The following is a 22,382-nucleotide window of genomic DNA, read 5'->3' as shown; positions in this document are numbered from 1 at the left end:
AGGGGATTCTCTTGTAAAAAATATTTCTTCACTTAAAAAAGATTCATTTATTTTACCTCAGGAATGTATTGCTCTCCACCCATTTGCTGTTTCTCAAAGGAATGGTTCATACTAGCTTCCTGAATGTGTCCGTACGCCCAGTGTTTATCACTGACGTCTTTCCACTTCTGCTGTGCTCCAAGCAATGGGCCTCTGCCCAAAAGTCTGTTAATAATCACAACAGCTTCTGCACGAGTTAATGTCTGATTCGGACGGAATGTTCCATCCAAATATCCGTTAATGATCCCAGCTGCTTTGGCCGCATCAATCGCATTTTTTGCCCAATGCCCACTACTAATGTCTTTAAAGCTGCTGGTCCCACTTTGAGCCTTATCCAGCAAGCGCTCTACAATGATAGCCATTTCTGCACGAGTAATTAGCTGATTCGGCTTAAAGCTGCCATCTTCATACCCCTTCATTAACCCTTGTGCTGTAACTACACTAATAGACTGCAAAGCCCAATAAGTTGTATTTACATCTTTATAAGCTGAGGTAGCCTGTGCTTCATTCTTACCCCATAGCCTTGCCAAAATCGTTGCCATTTCCGCACGGGTAATCATTCGTTCCGGGTTGAAGCTGCCATCCGCATAGCCTAAAATATATCCTTTATGTGATTCATGAACTACATTTGGATTGTTAGGCTGTTCCTTATCCGTGCCACTATTGTTAGTAGGATTACTGATTGTAGTGCCACCAGGCGTGTTCGTTCCTCCCGGAATATTCTCATGATTCGACTGAGGAGAGAAACTCACGATTTGAAAACGACTGAACTTCGAAATCTCAAATTGGATCCCTGTTGCTACGCCGTTCTCATATTGTATAGTTCCTGATACCAGCTCTGTCGTACCATCCGTATGTTCAATGAACACCTTCAAAGCGTCTAGGAAAGCTTGTCTATTCTCAGTTGGAATAGTAATTCCACTTAATGGGAGAACAACCTTCGTGTTAAAACCACCAAAGTTTGTTTCGATCTTTCTTGGCAGACCCAGTAAGTTTATCTGATTCCCAGCAGCTGCTAACGTAACCTTAGGGTCAGTATTCGCTGCTTTTTTAGCCTCACTATCCTCTTGTGCATTCTTAACCGGTACAATTCTGAAATAAAGATCTGTACCCTTAACTGCAGCGTCTTTTAAAGCTTCCTGACTCAACTTTACAGAACCTTCATCGGTAAAGATATTCATACCCGCATTTCTGTCAGCCAGTGCCGAAACAGCTGCAGCCGGAATCTCTACGGCAATCTCATCTGCCTTATCATCTGCTTGCTGCTTAATCTCAACAGTTAGCGTACGGTTGTTAATATCTCCATCCTGAGGATTAAAAGAATTCGTCAGACTTTCTACTTTTGACGGATCAACGATAACAGTATCAATCTTAACCTGATTGCTGAGCGTTGTTCTGAGAATGTTCAGACTCTCCGTGTGAATCATGTCATTTGCGTTTGCCTTTACATCAGCCGTTCTTCCGCTCTCTTGGCGTGTATTTTCTTTTTCCTTCACTATGTTCTTGTTAGTAACTACCAGAAGGAAACTCTTAGTGATTTTGGCGGTACCCTTAGAGATCGTAGCGGTAACTATTACATTCTTATCACCCACTTCAGGTCTGTTCACGGTACCCTGTTCCTCACCATCTTTGCTGGATAGCTTAAGAACATCGATATTGGTCGAGGTCCATGTAATCTTCGTTCCATGTTTTCCTGTACCAAGCAACAAGAATTCATTTGTAACTGACTCCCAAGTATCTCCATCCGAGAATTTAAAAGCCTTATCTACCCCTAATGCTTTAGCAGCATCTCTAACAGCATCCTCATCTGACATTCTGACAATAGTCACTTTAAATGTCTTTGTGCGCTTTTCACCAGTCTCTTTGTCAAGAATCGTTGCAGTTAAAGTGACTTCGATATCACTTTCATCAGGTCCAGGCTGAACTACTTTACCCTTTGCACTAACGACATCTGGTTTGCTTGATTCCCAAGTGATTGATGTATTTCCAGAAGAACCTTTTTCAGTCAAATATAATGTTTTGGAAACATGCTTCGCATGATCCCCTGCACCATAGATAATATCTAACTTATTGTAATCTTTTACTAGATTACTTAAGGATGGCTTCGTGGCATCCGTTGGGAACGGATCGTCTTTATCGTTGATTCCATCATGATCTGTATCAGGTTGCTTCGGATTCGTTCCGTTAATGAGTTCTTCTGTATCTGGAATGCCATCGTTATCATCATCTGGATCTAGGCTGTCCGGAATTCCGTCGCCATCCGTATCCAACTCACCATTTACTGTCCCTGGTTTCGCTGCATCTGTTGGAAACGGATCATCCTTATCGTTGATTCCATCATGATCTGTATCAGGATGCTTCGGATTCGTTCCAAGCACGATTTCCTCTTCATCCGTCAGACCATCGTTATCATCATCTGGATCTAAACTGTCCGGAATGCCATCGCCATCTGTATCCAGCTCACCATTTACTGTTCCTGGTTTCGCTGCATCTGTCGGGAATGGATCATCCTTATCGTTAATTCCGTCGCCATCCGTATCTGCCTTCTTCGGATCTGTGCCGAGCACGATTTCCTGCTCATCCGTCAGACCGTCGTTATCATCATCTGGATCTAGGCTATCTGGAATACCATCTCCGTCTGTATCCAGTTCGCCACCGTTACCTGGCTTCGTCGCATCCAATGGGAACGGATCGTCTTTATCGTTGATTCCATCATGATCTGTATCTGGATGCTTCGGATTCGTTCCAAGCACGATTTCCTCTTCATCCGTCAGACCATCGTTATCATCATCTGGATCTAAACTGTCCGGAATGCCATCGCCATCTGTATCCAGCTCACCATTTACTGTTCCTGGTTTCGCTGCATCTGTCGGGAATGGATCATCCTTATCGTTAATTCCGTCGCCATCCGTATCTGCCTTCTTCGGATCTGTGCCGAGCACGATTTCCTGCTCATCCGTCAGACCGTCGTTATCATCATCTGGATCTAGGCTATCTGGAATACCATCTCCGTCTGTATCCAGTTCGCCACCGTTACCTGGCTTCGTCGCATCCAATGGGAACGGATCGTCTTTATCGTTGATTCCATCATGATCTGTATCAGGATGCTTCGGATTCGTTCCAAGCACGATTTCCTCTTCATCCGTCAGACCATCGTTATCATCATCTGGATCTAAACTGTCCGGAATGCCATCGCCATCTGTATCCAGCTCACCATTTACTGTTCCTGGTTTCGCTGCATCTGTCGGGAATGGATCATCCTTATCGTTAATTCCGTCGCCATCCGTATCTGCCTTCTTCGGATCTGTGCCGAGCACGATTTCCTGCTCATCCGTCAGACCGTCGTTATCATCATCTGGATCTAGGCTATCTGGAACACCATCTCCGTCTGTATCCAGTTCGCCACCGTTACCTGGCTTCGTCGGGTCGGTTGGGAATGGATCTAAGCTATCTGGAATACCGTCCCCATCCGTATCTGGTTCAGTCGTAAACGTCCAAGTTGCTTTATCCGTAATTCCAGCGTACTTGTTACCCGCAGCATCCTTAAATGCTCCAGCCGCAACAAGGACATAATATTCTGTACTTGGTTGTAAATAACCCACTTTCACACCGTTACCAGGGGTTACAATCATTGGATTAAAGGTTACGCTGTTACCCGATAAGTTGACGCCCATAGCACCTGTTTCGAAGCTGTACACAACACTATCGTCAGATTTCTTGCGAATTTCAATTTTTTTACCCCACACATCTTGAACAGCTGAGCTGAATGTCAGCTTCAAATTTGTATCCGCTGCTACATTCGTAGCCCCTTTTACTGGCGAATAAGCTGTAGCTGTAAGATCCGTCTTTTCTGGAGCTAATCCTGTCGTGAAGTTCCAAGTGGTCTTATCCGTAATTCCTGCAAAAGCGTTACCTTTCGCATCCTTTATTGCTCCGGCATCAACCTGTACATAATATTTCGTATTATAGTCCATATATTTTCCGTCATGATCTGACAGCATCAAATAAGGATTGATCGTCACTGTTTTGCCCGAGACGCTAACACGGGTTATATCGCCCATATCGAATGTATAAATCACGCTGTTATCTAGCTCTTTTTTGAGTACTACATTTTTGCCCGCTACTCCTTGTACATCTTTACTAAATGTAAGCTTCAAACTGGAGTCCACCCCAACATTTGTTGCCTCATCAGCAGGCGATAGTGTCGTTACAGTTGGTAGTGTGGTGTCCGGTTTGGCTACCATTTCAAAGACCCATGTATTTTCTGCTACTTCCTTACCTACCGCAGGTGACCCTGAGAAATATCTATATTCCACAAAACCATATAGGCCTTCATAGCTGTTTCCTGCTAAATCTACCAAAGCACCTTGATCAATGGTTACATAGTATTCTCGACCATAATCCAATTTGGTCTGTTTAATCGTTACTACGTTCCCTGTGATTGTTACTTTATTAGTATCATCAATAGCAATCAATTCTACCTCTTCAGGAGGTTGAGATTCATAATAATTCTCAGAATACGAAGCACTACCCGGTGACATGATCCTAATATATTTATCTTCCCCCGCTACTGCCTTGACTTTCTCGCTGAATGTGACAGTGAGTTCCGTGTTCAGAGGTACTTTTGTTGCATTAATAGCAGGTGCCAGAGAGGTTACTGTTGGAGCAGTTTCATCTGGCGCCACTGTTGTGAAGTTCCATTTCGTCTTGTCAGTGATACCCGCATAGCTATTACCTGCGAGATCTTGAACGGCTCCAGCTTCAATCTGCACGTAGTACCCAGTACCATACGCGAAATCGGTAGCAGGCTTAACCGTTATTTTGTCTCCAGATACGGTAACTTTCGTAGGATCACTTGCTGTTATCGTCTCTATAACACTATCATCTGTCTTGTTAAGAATCTTGATCGTTTTACCAGTCACCTTGACATTTTCGCTGAACGCCAATACGAGGTTGGTATTCACCGGAACATCCTTAGCATCATTCGCAGGAGTCAATCCCACTACCGTTGGCGCGAGTGTATCCGCTGGAGCTCCGGTTTTGAAATACCACGGAGCTGTGCCAATCTCCATTAGTACATTATTAATATACTGTACCGAAGTGACTATCCCACCATAATCATTATTGAAGGTATCTTGGAAAGCTCCACTATCCATGGTCACATAATAATATTTATTGTTTGCCATGTTTTTTGCTGGATTGATCGTAACTTTATTGCCTGAAATCGTCACTTTTGTAGTATCACTCGTGGAAATCTTTTCGAACTCGACAGCCTCTGTATAATTGTTAGATGATCCATCCGAGAACATTGTTCCCGGTACCATAATCCTTATAAATTTCCCCCTGCCCGCATGTACATTTTCACTAAAAGTTAGAGTCAAATTAGCATCTGTTGCTACATTCGATTCTTTCTTCGCAGGAGAGAACTCTGTTGCTAAAGGTGCAGTGGTATCACTACTGGCGCCAGTTTTGAAATCCCATATCTCAGCACCCGTGAAGCCAACCGGCACATGAACTTGGCCATCAAGAATCTCTATCTCTCCATTCAATCCCTCATAGAGATTACCTGCTGAATCCTTAAACGCTGCCGGGTCGATCTTCACGAAATAATTCGTTTTATAATCTAGGTCAGCAGCTGGGTTGATCTTTACAACATTGTTCGAAATCGTCACTTTACTTGTATCATCAGCGGCGATCGTCTCTATTTTGGTTGAGTTTGCAAGCACCTCCGGATATTCGGAACCACTGGCGTTAGAAGTAACTTGTGGTTTCCAAATCGATATATTTTTACCCGAAACGGCCTTTACACCTTCATTAAAGGTCAACGTAAGGTCTGAGTCGACCTTTACATTCTGCGCATTTTTCTCAGGGGCATATGTCGATACTATCGGCGTATCTTTATCCTCTGGACCACCACTATTCCCGGGGTCTGTATTAACAGCTACAGCTACAGGAACCATGAAGGTACCTACCATAAAAGGTCCTGGGCTGAGATTTATAGTTTTTATTACTGTATTTTTTGTTGTGTCTATTACACTCATAGTTGAAGCACCATAATTAACCGTAAATGCTTGACTCCCATCTTTGGAGAGACCAATTACATAAGGATTAAAACCAACAGGAATTGTAGCTTCCACCTGATTCGTTATTGCATTGACAACAGAAACCGAATTACTAAAAGCATTAGCTACATAAACCTTACTCCCATCCGGACTGACTTCTGTTGCGTGAGGAGCTTCACCAACAGGAATGGTAGCCTCCACTTTATTCGTTACTGTATCGATCACAGCCATGGTATTGTTCCCTTTACCTGCTACGTAGATCTTTGAACCCTCGGAATTTACTGACAGGCCATAGGATGAACTTGCTAATGAAATTCCAGAAATCACAGTATCACTATTAATATCAATTAAAGAAACTTCATTGTCAGAATCGTAGGATAAGTACAGCTTTTCTCCAATCACGACCATTGCGACTGGGTTAGAATTTACAGATATCGAATTTATCACGCTCAAAGTAGCTGTATCGATCACCGAAAGGGAGTTACTGGAGTAATTAGCCACATAAGCTTTACTGCCATCTGAATTAAATGCAACGCCATGAGGCCACGAGCCCACTGCAATGGTTGAAATCACAGTGTCAGTGGATGGATCTATAACAGAAACAGTCCCATCCGCTCTGTTAGTTACAAAGACCTGGGTCTTATTCGGATTAATGGCGGCGCTATTCGGCTCATTTCCCACCTTGATCTTCGCCTTTTCCACCGCTAAATTCGTTAAATCTACTACATCCACTACACCACTCGAAAAACTTGTAACATACGCCTTTTGAAATACCGAAGTCGTATCCTTATCAGCAGTGTCTGCATAAGCCAACTCTCCCCCTCTAATAAATAGTGACGAGCATATGTTGACCAGTAATACAAATAATAGAATGCTTATAGCTTTCTTGGACCTGACTAATCGAAGCACACTCTCAACTTCTTTCCTATGTATTTTATTACTCCCATGTTTAGGAAATCATATCAACCCTAACTCACCAAAATCTCACAAATTGTCGCGTAATGCCGAAAAATACAAAAAAAGCAGTGAGATTTCTCCCTCTGCTTTCCTTTTTTATTAATATTTCAAACTAGATATGCAGCTACACGCTCTTTAAACTCTGCTGAAGGGACCAGCCCCAGCTCAGTACGATAAGCCCCCTCGAATTTCTCATAAAGTCGTGCAATCTTTTCTTTATTTCCGAGTTTGGCATAAACATCAATCATTTGCTGGTTCATTTCTTCATGCAGCGGATATAAGCTTAAGAACTTTTCTAGTCGTTGCTCCGCTTTATGCCAGTCCTGAGCAGCACAATCATTGTCTACCAGCAAACGAGTGCATGTTGTGAAAAACTTGCAATACGCTTCCTCCAGCGATATCTTCCATAGATAAGGCTTTCCGTCCAGCAGAGGCCCCTGATATAAGTTACTGAGCCGCTCCATTTGCGTAGTGTTCTGTTGTCCTTCCGCTATTTCTAAATGAAATCTTTGATACTCAAGCGCATCATAGCTTTCGTTTCCGGTCTCCAGCATATAACCATCGTTCATTTTGCGGATTTCCATACCGAAGTCCTTTTCCTTCAGCATTTTCTTCAAGAGGTATATCGTATTATACAGATTGGATGCCCCTCTCTCATCCTGCATATCCGGCCACAATAAATCCATTATCTTCCACTTACTGATATAACGACCAGCATTACATAGGAAATAGGCGAATAATTCCTCTGCTCTACGTGTTCGAAAATGAATAGGCTTCCCTTCTGAATCACATACTTCGAATCCACCGAAACAGCGGATCATTGGCTCCGTTTTCTTAGGCTCTTGTATCACCGCCGGTCTCATTCGTTTAACAAGTCGTTCAGTGACCCTATGGATTGCTTCGGGTGTGATCGGCTTAAGAATATAATCCAGTGCACTTACTTCGAACGCTTCCAGTGCATAATTTTTGTAGGCGGTAGTAAATACAATTTCCGGTTGATGCATCAGCTTCTGAATTCTGCTTGCCAGCTCAATCCCGTTCATCCTTGGCATTTCAACATCTATAAACACAACGTCCGGTTGTAAATCAGGTATACACTCCAGTGCCTCCAATGGATTAGAAAAGGCCCCGCTAATGGTATAATCTGAATTACGACCGATCAGTACCTTCATCAAATTCAAAATCGGCTTCTCATCTTCAACAATCACTACACGAATCATCGTGCTTCTCCCTCCATGCTCCCAAGGCTTGCTGGTAAATACATCGTAACTTTGGTTCCGAACCCAAGGTCGGAATGAATGGTAAGGGTGGCTCCGGGGATAGCGCCTATACGCTTTCGAATGTTATGGATACCGATGCTGCCATCTAGCTGCCCGTCTCCGGTTAATTGATATAGCAGATCATCTGGAATACCTATACCATCATCTTCGATGATAACTTTCATATAGTTACCGCCTGCTTGAACCGTGAGCGAAACTCTGCCCTGACCCTCTTTTTCAAACAACCCATGTCTGATCGCATTTTCGACAAACGGCTGAATACATAAGGAAGGAATCTCAACAGAACGTAGACCCTCATCCATTTTAAAAATAAAATCGAACCGCTCTCCAAACCGAGCTTTTTCGATCTCCACATAAGCTTGAATCAATTCTAACTCCCGGTGTAACGGAACAACTAAAGTGGACCGATCCATATCGAGAATATAACGAATGTATTGACTTAGCATGGATAACAAATAAGCGGCTTTCTCTCCATCTGTATAACAGAAAGAGATTACACTACTCAGTGCGTTATACAGAAAATGAGGCTTAATTTGTGCTTGATGAAAAGCATACTCATTTCGTATCGCTTCCTGTATCGATGTTTTCATAGCAATCAGCGTCTGAATTCTCGCCATCAGTGTCTCGCCATCAAATGGCTTAGTGATATAATCATTCGCCCCAGCCCTGAAGCCAAGCGCTATATCCGTTGGTGCGTCCTTAACTGTAGCAAACAGAATAGGTAAATCCAGAATGGAGTAACGTACCCGTAATGTTCTACATAGCTCAATTCCTGAAATACCCGGCATCATGACATCTAATATGACTAGATCCACATTCGGGTATTGCTCCATTTTGTCTATTGCTTCATTCGCTGAAAACGCAGTAATTACATTATAATGATGCCGTCTTAAAATGTTCAGCAGAATATGGATATTAGATGCTTCATCATCCACAATTAGGATTGTATATCCGCTTTGATCTACAATATCAAGCGAGGTCTGCTCAAAATGCGCGTGCTGTCCCGCCCCTGTAGCTGCTGCTTCGAGGTAGCCTGGAATCCGCTCTATTTTGGGCAATGTGAAGATCATTCGAGTGCCTTGGCCAATCTCAGACCAATCTACCCTAATCTCACCACCCATCCGTTCGATGAGCTTCCGGCTAATGTACAAACCAACGCCCATTCCTGTGTAGCCATCTTGCGGAAGAGGTTTATCGACCTGTTCAAAATATTCGAATATGGCCGTATGCATATCGGGGGATATCCCAGTTCCTGTATCTTCCACCGCGACAGTCACCGTATTTCCCTCTACATAAGCTTTTATCTGAATTAATCCTTCATCCGTATGCTTGATCGCATTGTGAACTAAATTGTACATTACCTGTCTTAGTCGGCTATCATCTGCAAGCACCCAAACATCGGGTTCCACCTGATTATCTAATCTCACCGATTTTCCCGCAAGTTCAAACTGCAACACATCAAATACAATTTGGGAAGCCACTCTTAGATCAACCACTGTCTGCTGTAATCGTAATTCTCCATGCTTCAAAAGACTAACATCAATCAAATCCTGAATAAGCATAGACAGCTTCGTAGAAGTGTCCTTAATCAACCAAAGATTCTGTTTCTGTATCGGATACAGATTATCTTCGCCATCTTCTAATAAAAAGGATGTCATATTCATAATGCCATGCAATGGGGTTTTGATCTCATGAGATGTGTTCATCAGAAATTCATCTTTAAGCTGATTCGAGACTAGCAGCTGACGGGACAGCGTTTCCGTCTTGTCGTAAGCGTTGGAGAATCGTACAGCTAACATAATATTGAAGAAAACAATAAAACCAATCACTCCGCACTTACCCAACAAATCGGTCTGCAGAGCATTTTCAGAATAGAGACTTACATCAATGAAAAAAATCAGGAGTGAAATCGCACCGCCAATGAACAAAAACAATTCTTTTCGATCCGTCGTTTGGCTCTGACTGCGAACATATAAATAGATCATTCTCACAATAATTGTGATCATAACGACTCCAAGATAAGTAACAAATACATATTTCATACGAATGTGCACATCATACGGCAGTACCAAAACCGAAAACAAGTAAAAGACAAATGGAGATAACACGATCCTCATCCTCTTACTTGACATCAACCTAGACTCCACCGAGCAGTAAAACATAATAATGATGATTGACCCAACAAACTGGCTTATTTCCAACATCTTATAGGTTGATTCAAAAGGGAAATGGGGTAATAACTGTTGAAATATCTTCTCTCCATATAGAGAATTATTCATAGAAAGAATAAGCAAATATAAACCGCTGAGCAAATAGGCTTTTTCTCTACGCCCGACAAAATAGAAGCTGAGATGGTAAGCACCAAACATCCCCAGAATCAGAATAATTCCAATGTCAGTGCCGATCTGAATACTGTTCACTTTTGTAATATCGGCTTGTGCGCCCAGTGGGATTGAATTCACGATCCCCCCAGTGATAAAGTTGAAATTAGAGACTTGAATTAATATTTCTATCTCTCGGTTATTAGATTGAAAAAATACCGTATACGGAGTATTCCCAGGCTTAAATGACTCACTTTGTGTTGAAGGAACCCCGTTCTCTCCCTCTTGCTTCCCATTGATAAATAACTTTTGAGACATGCGTATACTTCGTATTTTTAGACCAAGGATCTCATCCGAATCTTGGACTAACACTTTAAGTCGATAGGTGCCAGCACCCTTTCTGTCCATCCCATCTTCTAAGCCCTTACCTTTCCATGTGCCTGGGACAGAAAGATATGTAGATTTCTTATTACTGCTTTGCTGAATCTCAGAGGGACTCAGTAATTCATTCTCATAAAACTCCCATTCTCCGTCTAGATCAACTAGTCCTTGTTCCTCAAAATCCCACTTCGACAAATCCAATACGCCCTGCTTGGCCACCGGGGTTACTTGACCCTGAATTGTTGGGGAAATAATACTTACTAATAGGGAAATCGCGAGGATAAAAAACAGCCCCATCCCGACTATTCCCCGATATTTCATCGTCCTCAACCTTCAGGCTCCTCTCTATGCGAGTAATTCTACTATCCTACCCCACTGCTCTCACAAAAATCTCTCAAGTTCCTGATTGTTAGTCGCTTCCAATCACTCTCATAAATTGTTACCATTACTCAGTATAATCGGCACTCAGATAAGCGTCTATCTAAGACTATTTGTACCGGATGGATAGAAGCTGACAAAATAGAAAATTGCAATCGCCATTCTTCGATTTGAGCGAGCATCCGTCCGGGCACAACGGCTTCCCAAACCTCTCCTTCCAGATCCTTAGTCAATTCCTTAATCGTTCCTTGATGTAGTAACTCCCCTCGTCCCATCATAAGCACCTACTTGGCGATATGATCAACGTCGGATATGATATGAGCAGATAAAATTACGATACGCTTATTTATATTAGAATCCATAATTTCCATATAAAAAAGCCACCCAGAACACGGTTCTGATTAGCCAAAAATAAGATACGATACAAATACGCCTTACCTATCCACCCCAAGCATCTCCAGCCCAAGCCGTACACGAATATCTTCGGTATTCTCTGTTAAATAAAGCGCGTAGGCCTTTGTGATCGGCATGTCTAACTCACATTGAAGTTGAAATAGCCTCTGTTGATCGAGATACGGTTGTGCAATAGATCGGGGTAGAAATCCAAAGCCTTCTCCTAGTAGCAGCATGTCCAGCATAATCATCGAGTGATCGGTCTGAAGTGCAGGCACATAGCCTGGTCCAACTATACTGGAAAACCATTCTGGAAATGGGCCTCCCCACTCTAAATGACAATACTCACGCTGAAAAAAATCCTCCTTGCGTACAGATGTCTCTCTTAATTGCGTGGAAACCAGAACAATCTCATCGTCAAACAAGAAGTGTTTGGTTACCTTGGGGTGTTCCGGCGGGTCATATTTAATCGCAATTTGTACAATTCCATCCAACAAAAGATCACGAATCATATAACTGGAATCAATATAACTTAGGAATTTGATAGCCACCTTCGGATGATCACGTCTAAATGAAAGAATATGCTCCAGGTAATAATAATGCCATACGGACCCAGGCCCACTTAAAATGATATAGTTCTCCAGCTCTTCGGATAGAGTCACCTTGCTCTCTTCAAACAAACGAAGCATCCGCTCAGCATATGGAACAAAGGAAATTCCTGCTTGCGTTAAGCTAACATTCCGATTATCACGTGTAAGAAGTACTTTGCCCACGGCGTTTTCTAATGCTTTTATTCTTGCGGTAACGGCGGACTGGGAGATATGTAGATGTTCTGCGGCCTTGGTGAAATTTCGGATTCTGCATACTGCCAAAAAAGCTTCTAATTGAGATAAGTCCATGTATTGCACCCTCTATGATTCAAAATATTAATGATTGCGATCTATAAAATTCGTTATACAAATTATATGTATTCAGTTATGATTTCGCTATATTTTTAAACTTAAAAGTGCTGGAGGAAAAAACATGAATAATATTGTAAGCATTGAACAACTATTTTCGATTGAAGAATCTATAGATGAGCTTTCAGAGCTACTTATACAGGTCGTGGAGGATGGAGCCTCCATTGGTTTTTTACCACCCTTAGATGCGTCAGACTCTGTCTTATACTGGCACAATGTTTTGGCTCCCGATGTGATCCTTTTTGTCGCAACAATGAATGAGATTATCGTAGGAAGTGTACAACTACATTTAAGTACAAAAGCAAACGGAACACATCGAGCCGAAATCGCAAAGCTGATGACACACCCTAATTATCGCCGGAATGGTATTGCTCGTTCACTAATGCAAAAAGCTGAGGAAAGAGCTACGCAGGAAGACAGGTCTTTAATCGTGCTGGATACAAGAGAAGGTGACCCTTCCAACCTCCTTTATACTTCAATGGGCTACATACAAGCTGGACGTATACCATACTATGCAATATCAGCTAACGGTGAATTACATGCGACGATCTACTATTATAAAATCATTGGCTAGACACTTTGAACTTAGCAACATTCAATAAGGAAGCGTGGACTGTCACCAGATTTCAACCGTGAAAAACGGTATATAATCAAGAAATCTGGGGACAATAGCGGCCGGAAGTCCAAGCGTTCACCGCAGTCACACAATTACCTTAATAGAAAAATTTAAAGTTCAACTAATATAGACATTTATAAAACACCAAGTTATAGTATTGATAACACTTTTAATAACCATTTTCAAAAGTCTAGAGGTGAATAAAATAAACCAAATCGCAAACAATTCTATTCGTGTTAAAAAGATAAATCAGGAGCTTATCAAGCAAGCCTTAAAGTCGATGAAAGAAGGAACCAAATCAACGATTGCTAGCGCCACCGGATTAAGTATTGCCACTTGCGGAAATATATTGAATGAACTTATGGAGACAGGTGAAGTCATTGAGACGGAGCTGGAGGCTTCCAATGGAGGTCGGCCGGCTCGAAGATTCATCTATAATGTTGATTTCTTCTACATCGCATGCATCTATGCCAAAATTGAAGATGGGCTACAATCCTTAACCTATACAGTAACGAATTCCGTTGGTCAACGTGTCGATGGCGGATATATCAAAGCTGAGAGTATTGATGCTACGACCATAGATCGTTTAGTAGGCACACTAATTCAAGCCTATAACAACATCAAAGCCGTTGGTATCGGAATCCCGGGACTGGTTCACCAAGGTGTCATTAATATTTGTGATATCAAGACTTTAATTCATGCTCCCTTAGAATCACTCCTCAGAGAGAAATACGAGGTTGAAGTCACGGTCGAAAATGACATGAATCTAACCGTTTACGGATTCTATAAGCAGCAGGATTACGAAGAGGACAAAACCATAGTCGTGCTGACCTTTATCAAAGGTGCCTTTCCGGGTGCAGGGATGATGATCGACGGGCATATCCACAAAGGAAATACTAGATTCGCGGGCGAAGTCTCATTTTTACCTTTTGGAATCTCGCGTGACGAGCAATTCATTCGTTTAGGGCAGACAGAAACATTTATCCCCTTAGCAGCTCACACCATTGCCTCATTGACGGCAGTTATTAACCCTGAGACGATAGCGCTCACAGGCGAACAAGTTAGACAAGAGGATATACCACATATCTATCAAAATTGTCTGGCATTCATTCCAGACGAGCATATGCCTCATCTAATTGTGCTGGATCACCCTGATGATTATTACATGAACGGATTAATTGCGATCACGCTGGAAAGCTTGACCTATTCGTTGCAACTGGTTGAAAAGCGCCGCTAAAACTAACAAGAACTTCAGGAGGAATTACGAATGGCAACAAACAAAGAGAATATGATTGCAGGAAAGCTTTACATGGCTGGTGGAGAAGAATTAGCTAGAGATAGCAAAAAATCCAGAATGCTCACTCGTTTATTTAACAATACGACGGAAGAACAAGGTGAATATAGAGTAGAATTACTTAAGCAATTATTCGAGTCTACGGGTGAATCGTTGCATATTGAGCCACCTTTCCGCTGCGATTATGGCAGCAATATTACAGTTGGCAATAACTTTTATGCCAATTTCGACTGCATTATCCTGGACGTAGCAAAAGTAACGATAGGTGAGAATGTTCTCTTTGGACCTAGAGTAAGCGTATATACCGCTGGCCACCCTATAGATGCGGACGTTCGTATTAGTCTGCTCGAATTCGGTACACCGATTACCATTGGAAACAATGTCTGGGTTGGCGGAAATGCCGTAATCAATCCTGGAGTAAATATCGGTAACAATGTAATCATCGGCGCAGGTTCAGTCGTGACTAAAGATATCCCTGACAATGTAATTGCCGTGGGGAATCCTTGCAGAGTGCTAAGAGAAATTACGGAGGACGATAAACAACACTGGGAAAAACTTAAAGAAGAGTACTATAGAGACACCGAGCAATAAAGATACCCGATTCTGGAGGTTCTCACGTTGAAAAATCGCTTTGGCGGATTTAATAAGGTTTATGCCATGCAATTGGCAACGATCTTTTTGGGGTTTATTGTGTTTGGGATATCCGAAAATATTAAAGGGCCAGCCATTCCAAGAATTCAGTTTGACTTCAGTCTGGACGAAAAGCAGCTAGGTACCCTTTTATCCCTAAACGCACTAGGTTATTTGATCGCCTGTTCCTTCACAGCTTTATTGGTTCGTAAGTGGGGGATCAAGGCTGTCAGTATTATTGCTTTCGCATCCATGATATTCTCTGGCGTTCTAATTTACATCTCACATAGCTATCCCCTCTTCTCGGCTTCATACTTCCTGATGTATATCGGAAACGGAATGCTTGAGATTGGACTTGCCATTCTGGGAGCACGTATCTTCATTAAAAATACCGGGACCATGATGAACTTATCCCATTTCTTTTACGGATTTAGTTCCACGTTAGCTCCCCTAATGGCAACAGGGCTGATGACAGTAAGTATATTCGGTCATACTCTGGATTGGCGCGGAATGTATCTAATAATGCTTAGCTTATCTTTACTGCCTATTGTATTTGCCTTAAGGAGTACGTTTCCAGGTGACGATCTTCCACATGAAGACCGTATTCCCTTAAAAACGCTTGTCCGTGACCCTGCTTTATGGCTAATGGTTCTTATCCTTTCCTTCGGAGTAGTGTCGGAGCTTGCTGTAGGCGGATGGCTCGTAAATTTCCTTGAAAAAGCATACCTGTGGGATACGGTTACTGCATCTGGGATGCTGTCTACCTTCTTTCTTTGCTTCTCGTTAGCAAGACTCCTACTCGGACCCGTTACTGATAAGATTGGATTTAACCTATCGCTTATCATCTTTTCAGCCTTCTCTGCCCTGTGTACGTTTGCCGCAATTTTGGGTGGAGAAAAGCTCGCATTTCTATTTGCCGCTGCAGGAATCGGGATTGCGATGATTTATCCCACGGTTATGGCTTTTATCGCCAAAAGATATCCACATGGTAGCGACACCGCCATCACATTTACGGTCACGTTAATGGGAGTAGGTAGCGTGATTGGTAACTATGCTATAGGTGCTGTGATCGAAGGCGTGAAGCGGCTTTACGGTGCGGAGACGCAAACAGGCTTGCTGCGCGGACTTCAAGCTGGCTATGGATTTATCGGATTATGTGCGGCGATATGCGCCATATCCGGCTGTGTACTCTATCGTTATTTACATCGCCGCCAAGAACTTATCTAACCTAATAGTTGTTACACTTATTTCAGCTTATACATGCCAAAACCTGCCGATATAAATGGCAGGTTTTTTATTGAACTATGGTCTCGCTATCCTTGCTAGGTCAGCTGATGGACTCCGAGCTATTGAGCTGCTGAGTTAAGTGTCAACGAGCAAACGGGCTAATGAGATATTGTGCGATTGACCGAGGAAGATCCCCATCGGACTCAGATAACCTTATTTGCTTCAAAAGAGTCCGTATACTCCGCCAAAAGAAGCAAAATCATGTAATAGCCACTATACAGTCCGCAATCATAGTCCATTCATACTTAAAGCCATCATTCCCACACGTATGGTGCATGCAACAATGGCGTTTGAGCTAGTGATCAGCACTAAACGAAGATCGCAGCCCTTCCGCCAGTTCCATTATTTTTCTAACAATCTGCTCTTCTCCGTTACTCACCTGTTCCGTTGCTATTTCTCCCAAGGCTATATGTTCGCCAACACAAACCGAGTGTGCGGATTGTCTAAACATTTCTATGTCATTAGCATCGTTGCCAAAAGCAATAAATTGCTGCGGTTCTACGCCCAATCTTTGTAGTCCGGTCCATTTGTTTACGCCTTTAGGGCTTATATCAATAATGTCCTCTTGTCCATGTTTATAGATCACAACAGGCATTCTATGTAGCTGCTCTATTAACTGTTCCCCGTTCAGACTACTCAAAAAAACTACTTTCACAAGCTCATCCAGCTCAGATGGACTAACATTTTTGGCGCGTTGCTCTGGATCTACATTTTTACGAATGGGATGGTCATGGGAACCCGAATACGCATAGTCCCAGTGACTGTCAATCAAATAAGTGGCTTTGAATTCTTCGATTAACTTCAAGATCCTATCCGAAGTCTGCGAGTCAAAATGTATGGTCGAAATTACCTCTCCATCCTTTGCAATAAATGCGCCATTCCCCCCTACCATTGGACAATGATGCATATGGGCAGGTAATACAGGTAATAAATCACGAATAGGTCTGGCTGACGCGAAAATGACCTCATGTCCTTTTTCAATAAGTGCATCCAAGGCTTGTACGATAAATTCACTCAAAGGTTTGCCACTAAAACAAATGGTCCCATCTAAATCAAAAACAAATTTCATCGTCTATATCCTCTCCTTTTCCTCTATAATAACGAGTTCATATATAATAGAAAGGACCGATGTCCAAAAAGGAGTTAGCCATGAAAACTATTCAAGATCCACATCTTATAGCACATTACATTACACAATTTAATCTAGACGAAGTTTTCCCTGAATCAATGTATTCTTTGATCCAAATACGTGTTTACGAGCAGAATGAAATCATTTTGCGTGAGGGCGATGAGCTGGACGGAATTTATTTTCAAGTGGAGGGACGTACTAAGGTCTCTTCTAGCGTGGGGACAGGGAAATCCTTGTTATTGCGCTTCTGCTCCGCCTTGTCTTTATTTGGAGATATTGAGTTCGTGCAAGAGGTAATGATCCAATCTCAAGTGGAAGCCGTACAACAGACCAGCCTCTTATTTATTCCGATACAAAAGGTTGAGTCCGACCTAATGGATAACCATAGCTTTAAAGACTTATTGTTGAAACATCTATCTTACAAGCTTCTAACCTGCACATCCGCATCACGGACGAACTTACTGGGCGCTGTCGAGGAACGACTCGCAAGTTATTTATTAACGATACAGCTTCAACGGGAGTTTGGAAAAGAAATTCAGACGCCTTATATCCCAGATATAGCTTCTTTGATTGGGACTACGCCCCGCCACTTAAACCGTGTCATTCAAAGACTCACCGACATGGAGATCTTATATAAAGTTAAGCAAGAAATTGTTGTACTCGATTGGGAGCGTTTGGATGAAATGTCTAACGGAATACGGTATGAGTAGGAGCGCAGTTAATCATTCCGTCAATCAGCGATGGTAACTGCTTTATCGACGATAAAAGGATCGATGTCATCCTAACGGATATCGATCTTTTCTTCGTGCCAGGTTATGTAATGTTAGATTAGTCCTAACTGTCTAGGCAGCCCCCATAGTTGCACTTTATACAATTATAATTTCTCTATCTGACGTCAACACCCATTTAGTTGCACATTGTACACTTTTTTAATAGAAAATGAACAGAATTGTGTGTGATCGGGATTTTTAGTTGTACAAATTACACTTATTTATGGAAAATAGTATCCGCCCCGGCAGCGTCAAGAAGTTTGTGTAAGAGAGTAGAAGGTAACTTCTCGGGTGTTCGTTAGTTAGTGCAGATGTTCCTTGGGGCGGGGGCCCCGCCCCAAGGGAAAAGGGAATTCGAGCTACTTGTTTTACTCTGCCTGCGGTGGATATCGTGCTTCAAACATCTCATTTAGTTTCTTCTTTACTTCTAGATCGCCGAAACCGCGAATGACCCGTTCGCTAAAGCGTTCGTTGTAGTCCATCACGTCGAGGTAAACAATTTTCTCTGCTGCATCCATATTCGTGAGGCTATTCATGGGTTTCAGACGCTTTCGGATTTCCTTGTTCATTCGTTCAATTGGATTGGACGTGTAGATGGCTTCCTTTATGAGCGCAGGATACTTGTAAAAGGTCAGCAGCGTTGGCAACTGTTCTTCCCAAGACCGCATTTCTTTCGGGTAGAGCTTGCCCCATTTGGCCTTCACCGTGTCAAACGCAGCCCGAGCCAGATCGTGGTCTGCAGCCGTGTAGATCGTCTTCAGATCTTCAATGACTTCCGTTTTGTGCTGAATCCGAATTTTCGGGAAGGTCGAACGCACTTTGTGGACGATACAATGCTGCACATCCGCCTTCGGATAAGTTTCACGGAACGCTGCATCGAGTCCCGGAAGCCCATCAAACACGCCCAGCAAGACTTCCTGGACACCACGGTCGTAGAGGTCTTTGAGCACCTCGCGCCAGCCGTTTGCGCTCTCCTGGCCGCCTACGTAAAAGCCAAGGATCTGGCGGTGACCGTCTTCGTCGATCCCCATGGCGAAATAAACGACTTCTCCGCTAACGGTGCTGCGCTTGAGTTTCACATATAGGCCATCCAGGTAGATAACGGAGTAGCGTTTGTTTAACGGGCGCTTCTGCCACTGATGAATGTCGTCAAGTACCGTAGCTGTAATGTTGCTAACGGTCGTGGGTGAATAGTGGCTGCCGAACATACTTTCAATGAACCGGGCCACATCTCGCGTTCCCATACCACTTTTGTACATCTGGATGACAGCCTCCTCTAGCCATCCATCTCGCCGCTGGTAGGGCTCGAACAACTGCGTTTGGAAGGCTCCTTGACGGTCCCTAGGAACGGCCAGATCCTCTACATTTCCGTATTTCGTGTGTAGATCCCGGGTGTAGTATCCGTTGCGGCTGTTGTGGTTCCCGGCTTCTTCACTGGTCATGAATTGCTGGATTTCCGCTTTCATAATGGACTCTAGATTATCTTTTACAAATTGGGTGACAAGATTTTCAAATAGATTATTTAACATGTTTTCGGGTAGAATAGTCATCGAGTAGGGTTCCTTTCTTAGTGGACTTCGACAATCCCGAGAATACCCTACTTTTTTGTTGCCTGACTAGGCTCCAAATCTTGGTACACAACTTACTTTACGCCATCTCCGCCCCTCATATAGTTGTACTTTTTTACAATTAAAATAGCCCTACTGTGCCAGTGAAACTCTTAGGGTTCAGACAAACAGCTAGAATGCACACTAAAATGCCGGGAGTTCACTCTAAAGGTCAAATCCTGAGACAGGTGCTCGCGTATGAAGTATTCGGAAAGATTAACTTTAGCAGCGGCACCTCTTCCAGTAACAAAACAAAGAGCCGATCCTTAAAAACAGGATCGGCCCTATCACTATCACTTCCTAATATTAACGTGTAACCAAGGCCAACTTTTCGTTTATCTTCACAGAAGTACCCGCCTGATTTATGACTTCTGTCGTTTCAGTCGTATTCGTGATGATGATCGGTGTAATAATGCTGAAGCCTTCACGGCGGATGCTTTCCAGTTCAACTTCCATCAAGATGTCGCCTGCCTTCACCGTGTCACCCGGCTGAACCCGAGTGTTAAAGTATTTCCCTTTCAGCTTAACCGTATCTATACCCACATGAATCAATACTTCTGTACCATCATGGCCTACAATGGCGATAGCATGCTTCGATTTAGCAAGGGTAGCAACTATACCGTCAATAGGTGAAGCTACCTGCCTGAAGAAGGTTCAAGCGCCAGTCCTTTGCCCATCGCCCCACTTGCGAACGCCTCATCCGGCACCGCAGAGAGCGGCAATACGTTACCTGTCATCGGACTGGACAACAATGTAGCATTACCCTTGTCCATTTCTACGGCATTGAAGTTTACTTCATTGTTTATCGAATCCTGCACGAACTTGTTACCCGACTCCGGAGATGATACTAGTGTATCATCCTCAATATCTTTGAAACCGAGCATGAGGCATAGCAGAAATGCTGCGACAAAGGAAACAACCATCATAATTACACCATATATAATGTTTGAAGTTCCTTTTTCTCCGGAAAAAGCAAGAAGTGCCATAAGGTTGTTCTGCGGTACATACAAGGTAACATGTACAATCCCAGCGAAGCAGCCCGCGATGCCCGCTGAGATGGCAGCGGCAATCATCGGTCTCTTCAACTTCAAGGCTACACCATACAAAGCTGGTTCTGTGATGCCCATCGTTGAAGAAATCCATGAAGCAGAAGCTAATTGCTTCATCGATTTGCTCTTAGAGCGAATAGCAACGGCTAGTGTAGCTCCACCCTGAGCAAGGTTCGCACAAATCTGAGCGACCAGAATTAACGCTTCCTGCCCGGTAGCTGCGAAGGCAGAGATAAAAATCGGTGTGAGCGCATGGTGCATCCCGGTCATAACAATGAAAGGGAATGCGGCAGCAAGGAGAGCCACCATGACAAAACCGAGCGTGCCTTGCATCAATTCAATCACATAAGCCAGTCCTTGTCCTGCATAATTCCCCAGCGGTCCGACAACGATAAGGGCCAAAGGTGCGCTGATGAGCAGCAGCAGCGTTGGATTCAACAGAATTTTCAGCATATTAGGGACGATTCGGTCTATATATTTCTCAATATAGGACATCATCCATACTGTCAGCAGGACAGGAATGACTGAGGCTGCATAAATGACAGATGGAACCGTCATTCCTAGGAAGGATATCGGATCCTTGGAAGCCACCCAGGAAGAGAAGTTAGGATGGAGTAGAACACCAGCGACGATAACTGCAACTGAAGTATTCACTCTGAATTTCCGGGAAGCACTAACCGCTAACAGAATCGGCATGAAATAGAATGCAGCATCTCCGATAATATCCAAGATTCGATAGGTGTCTGCTTCTGGAGACATCAGATCGAAGGTGGTCAACAGTGACAGAATGACCTTGATCATCCCTGCAGCCGTTAATGCCGGAATCATTGGTGTCATACAACCGGTAATCGTGTCAATGACCTGGCCTATTACTCCCTTGGTTTTGCCGTTCCCAGAAGGCTTACCGGACCCGCTGTCATCAACACTCTGCACACTATGATCAATAATTTCTTTATATACAGCATTTACTTCATTGCCGATAATAACCTGATATTGGTCGGACGTTACGTTCACCCCCGCTACAGCCTCCATCCGGTTTAATGCTTCCTTGTCGGCTTTATCATTGTCTTTTAAACGGAACCGCAAGCGAGTCATGCAATGTTCCAGATCAATGATATTTTCCTTCCCGCCGACCAGATGTATGATTTGTTCAGCAATTAGTTTGTAGTCTTTTTTCATATGCTCTTCCCCTTTAACCGTTTTCATTCGAACGCTTTGAAAATAACGGAG

12 protein-coding genes and 1 pseudogene are annotated in these 22,382 nt (G+C 43.1%); 5 read left to right on the top strand and 8 right to left on the bottom strand.

What is annotated here, in order from left to right:
• Positions 1-47: 47 nt before the first annotated feature.
• The 5 genes from ACDZ28_RS18185 to ACDZ28_RS18165 all read right to left on the bottom strand — a co-directional run bounded on the left by ACDZ28_RS18185 (position 48) and on the right by ACDZ28_RS18165 (position 12,710).
• Positions 48-6,914 carry an Ig-like domain-containing protein gene (locus ACDZ28_RS18185; protein WP_375102433.1) on the bottom strand — a complete coding sequence of 2,289 codons (6,867 nt, stop codon included), beginning with the start codon at positions 6,912-6,914 and terminating at the stop codon, positions 48-50.
• Between the two features lie 251 nt (positions 6,915-7,165).
• Positions 7,166-8,278, bottom strand: a complete 1,113-nt coding sequence (locus tag ACDZ28_RS18180; protein WP_042125914.1) for a response regulator — start codon at positions 8,276-8,278, stop codon at positions 7,166-7,168.
• Positions 8,275-11,361: an ATP-binding protein gene (locus ACDZ28_RS18175; protein WP_042125912.1), complete on the bottom strand. Its 3,087-nt coding sequence runs from the start codon at positions 11,359-11,361 to the stop codon at positions 8,275-8,277. The genes ACDZ28_RS18180 and ACDZ28_RS18175 overlap by 4 nt, the downstream gene beginning before the upstream one ends.
• A gap of 128 nt (positions 11,362-11,489) precedes the next feature.
• Complete coding sequence (locus tag ACDZ28_RS18170) at positions 11,490-11,696, bottom strand: hypothetical protein (RefSeq protein ID WP_156114764.1); 207 nt, start codon at positions 11,694-11,696, stop codon at positions 11,490-11,492.
• A gap of 156 nt (positions 11,697-11,852) precedes the next feature.
• Entirely contained in the window at positions 11,853-12,710 is an 858-nt protein-coding gene (locus ACDZ28_RS18165; protein ID WP_042125910.1) for a LysR family transcriptional regulator, read from the bottom strand.
• 124 nt (positions 12,711-12,834) lie between these two features.
• On the opposite strand from ACDZ28_RS18165, the gene ACDZ28_RS18160 reads away from it, so the two are divergent.
• From ACDZ28_RS18160 to ACDZ28_RS18145, 4 genes are all read left to right on the top strand, one after another.
• Positions 12,835-13,344 (top strand): GNAT family N-acetyltransferase, encoded by a 510-nt coding sequence (locus ACDZ28_RS18160; RefSeq protein WP_375102432.1) that lies wholly within the window; start codon positions 12,835-12,837, stop codon positions 13,342-13,344.
• Positions 13,345-13,582: 238 nt separating this feature from the next.
• Entirely contained in the window at positions 13,583-14,623 is a 1,041-nt protein-coding gene (locus ACDZ28_RS18155; protein ID WP_375102431.1) for an ROK family protein, read from the top strand.
• Between the two features lie 30 nt (positions 14,624-14,653).
• The gene (locus ACDZ28_RS18150; protein ID WP_375102430.1) at positions 14,654-15,271 is read left to right on the top strand and encodes a sugar O-acetyltransferase; all 618 of its coding nucleotides are present in this window, start codon (positions 14,654-14,656) and stop codon (positions 15,269-15,271) included.
• 66 nt (positions 15,272-15,337) lie between these two features.
• Entirely contained in the window at positions 15,338-16,537 is a 1,200-nt protein-coding gene (locus ACDZ28_RS18145; RefSeq protein WP_375105375.1) for a sugar MFS transporter, read from the top strand.
• Between the two features lie 355 nt (positions 16,538-16,892).
• Here the strand turns inward: ACDZ28_RS18145 and ACDZ28_RS18140 are convergent, their stop codons facing one another.
• A complete protein-coding gene (locus ACDZ28_RS18140) occupies positions 16,893-17,666 on the bottom strand; it encodes an HAD-IIB family hydrolase (RefSeq protein ID WP_375102429.1) in 774 nt (257 codons plus the stop codon).
• Positions 17,667-17,746: 80 nt separating this feature from the next.
• Between ACDZ28_RS18140 and ACDZ28_RS18135 the strand changes: the two genes are divergently transcribed.
• A complete protein-coding gene (locus tag ACDZ28_RS18135) occupies positions 17,747-18,436 on the top strand; it encodes a Crp/Fnr family transcriptional regulator (RefSeq protein ID WP_375102428.1) in 690 nt (229 codons plus the stop codon).
• Between the two features lie 428 nt (positions 18,437-18,864).
• Here the strand turns inward: ACDZ28_RS18135 and ACDZ28_RS18130 are convergent, their stop codons facing one another.
• Together ACDZ28_RS18130 and ACDZ28_RS18125 are read right to left on the bottom strand one after the other, a co-directional pair.
• On the bottom strand, positions 18,865-20,046 hold the full coding sequence (locus ACDZ28_RS18130) for an IS256 family transposase (protein ID WP_375102427.1): 1,182 nt from the start codon (positions 20,044-20,046) through the stop codon (positions 18,865-18,867).
• A 363-nt stretch (positions 20,047-20,409) separates the two neighbouring features.
• Positions 20,410-22,331, bottom strand: a pseudogene (locus tag ACDZ28_RS18125) (beta-glucoside-specific PTS transporter subunit IIABC).
• Between the last annotated feature and the right edge of the window lie 51 nt (positions 22,332-22,382).

The organism is Paenibacillus sp. RS8 (genome assembly GCF_041956825.1).
In the GTDB taxonomy this organism is placed as follows: Bacteria; Bacillota; Bacilli; order Paenibacillales; family Paenibacillaceae; genus Paenibacillus_AQ.
The sequence above is the reverse complement of the archived record's forward strand: the minus strand, read 5'-3'. Positions and strand labels throughout refer to the sequence as shown.

Excerpts from the sequence above, each read along its gene's own strand:
- ACDZ28_RS18165 (WP_042125910.1), bottom strand. The coding sequence starts at position 12,710 with ATGGACTTATCTCAATTAGAAGCTTTTTTGGCAGTATGCAGAATCCGA.
- ACDZ28_RS18145 (WP_375105375.1), top strand. The coding sequence starts at position 15,338 with ATGCAATTGGCAACGATCTTTTTGGGGTTTATTGTGTTTGGGATATCC.
- ACDZ28_RS18150 (WP_375102430.1), top strand. The coding sequence starts at position 14,654 with ATGGCAACAAACAAAGAGAATATGATTGCAGGAAAGCTTTACATGGCT.
- ACDZ28_RS18140 (WP_375102429.1), bottom strand. The coding sequence starts at position 17,666 with ATGAAATTTGTTTTTGATTTAGATGGGACCATTTGTTTTAGTGGCAAA.
- ACDZ28_RS18170 (WP_156114764.1), bottom strand. The coding sequence starts at position 11,696 with ATGATGGGACGAGGGGAGTTACTACATCAAGGAACGATTAAGGAATTG.
- ACDZ28_RS18160 (WP_375102432.1), top strand. The coding sequence starts at position 12,835 with ATGAATAATATTGTAAGCATTGAACAACTATTTTCGATTGAAGAATCT.
- ACDZ28_RS18130 (WP_375102427.1), bottom strand. The coding sequence starts at position 20,046 with ATGACTATTCTACCCGAAAACATGTTAAATAATCTATTTGAAAATCTT.
- ACDZ28_RS18175 (WP_042125912.1), bottom strand. The coding sequence starts at position 11,361 with ATGAAATATCGGGGAATAGTCGGGATGGGGCTGTTTTTTATCCTCGCG.
- ACDZ28_RS18135 (WP_375102428.1), top strand. The coding sequence starts at position 17,747 with ATGAAAACTATTCAAGATCCACATCTTATAGCACATTACATTACACAA.
- ACDZ28_RS18180 (WP_042125914.1), bottom strand. The coding sequence starts at position 8,278 with ATGATTCGTGTAGTGATTGTTGAAGATGAGAAGCCGATTTTGAATTTG.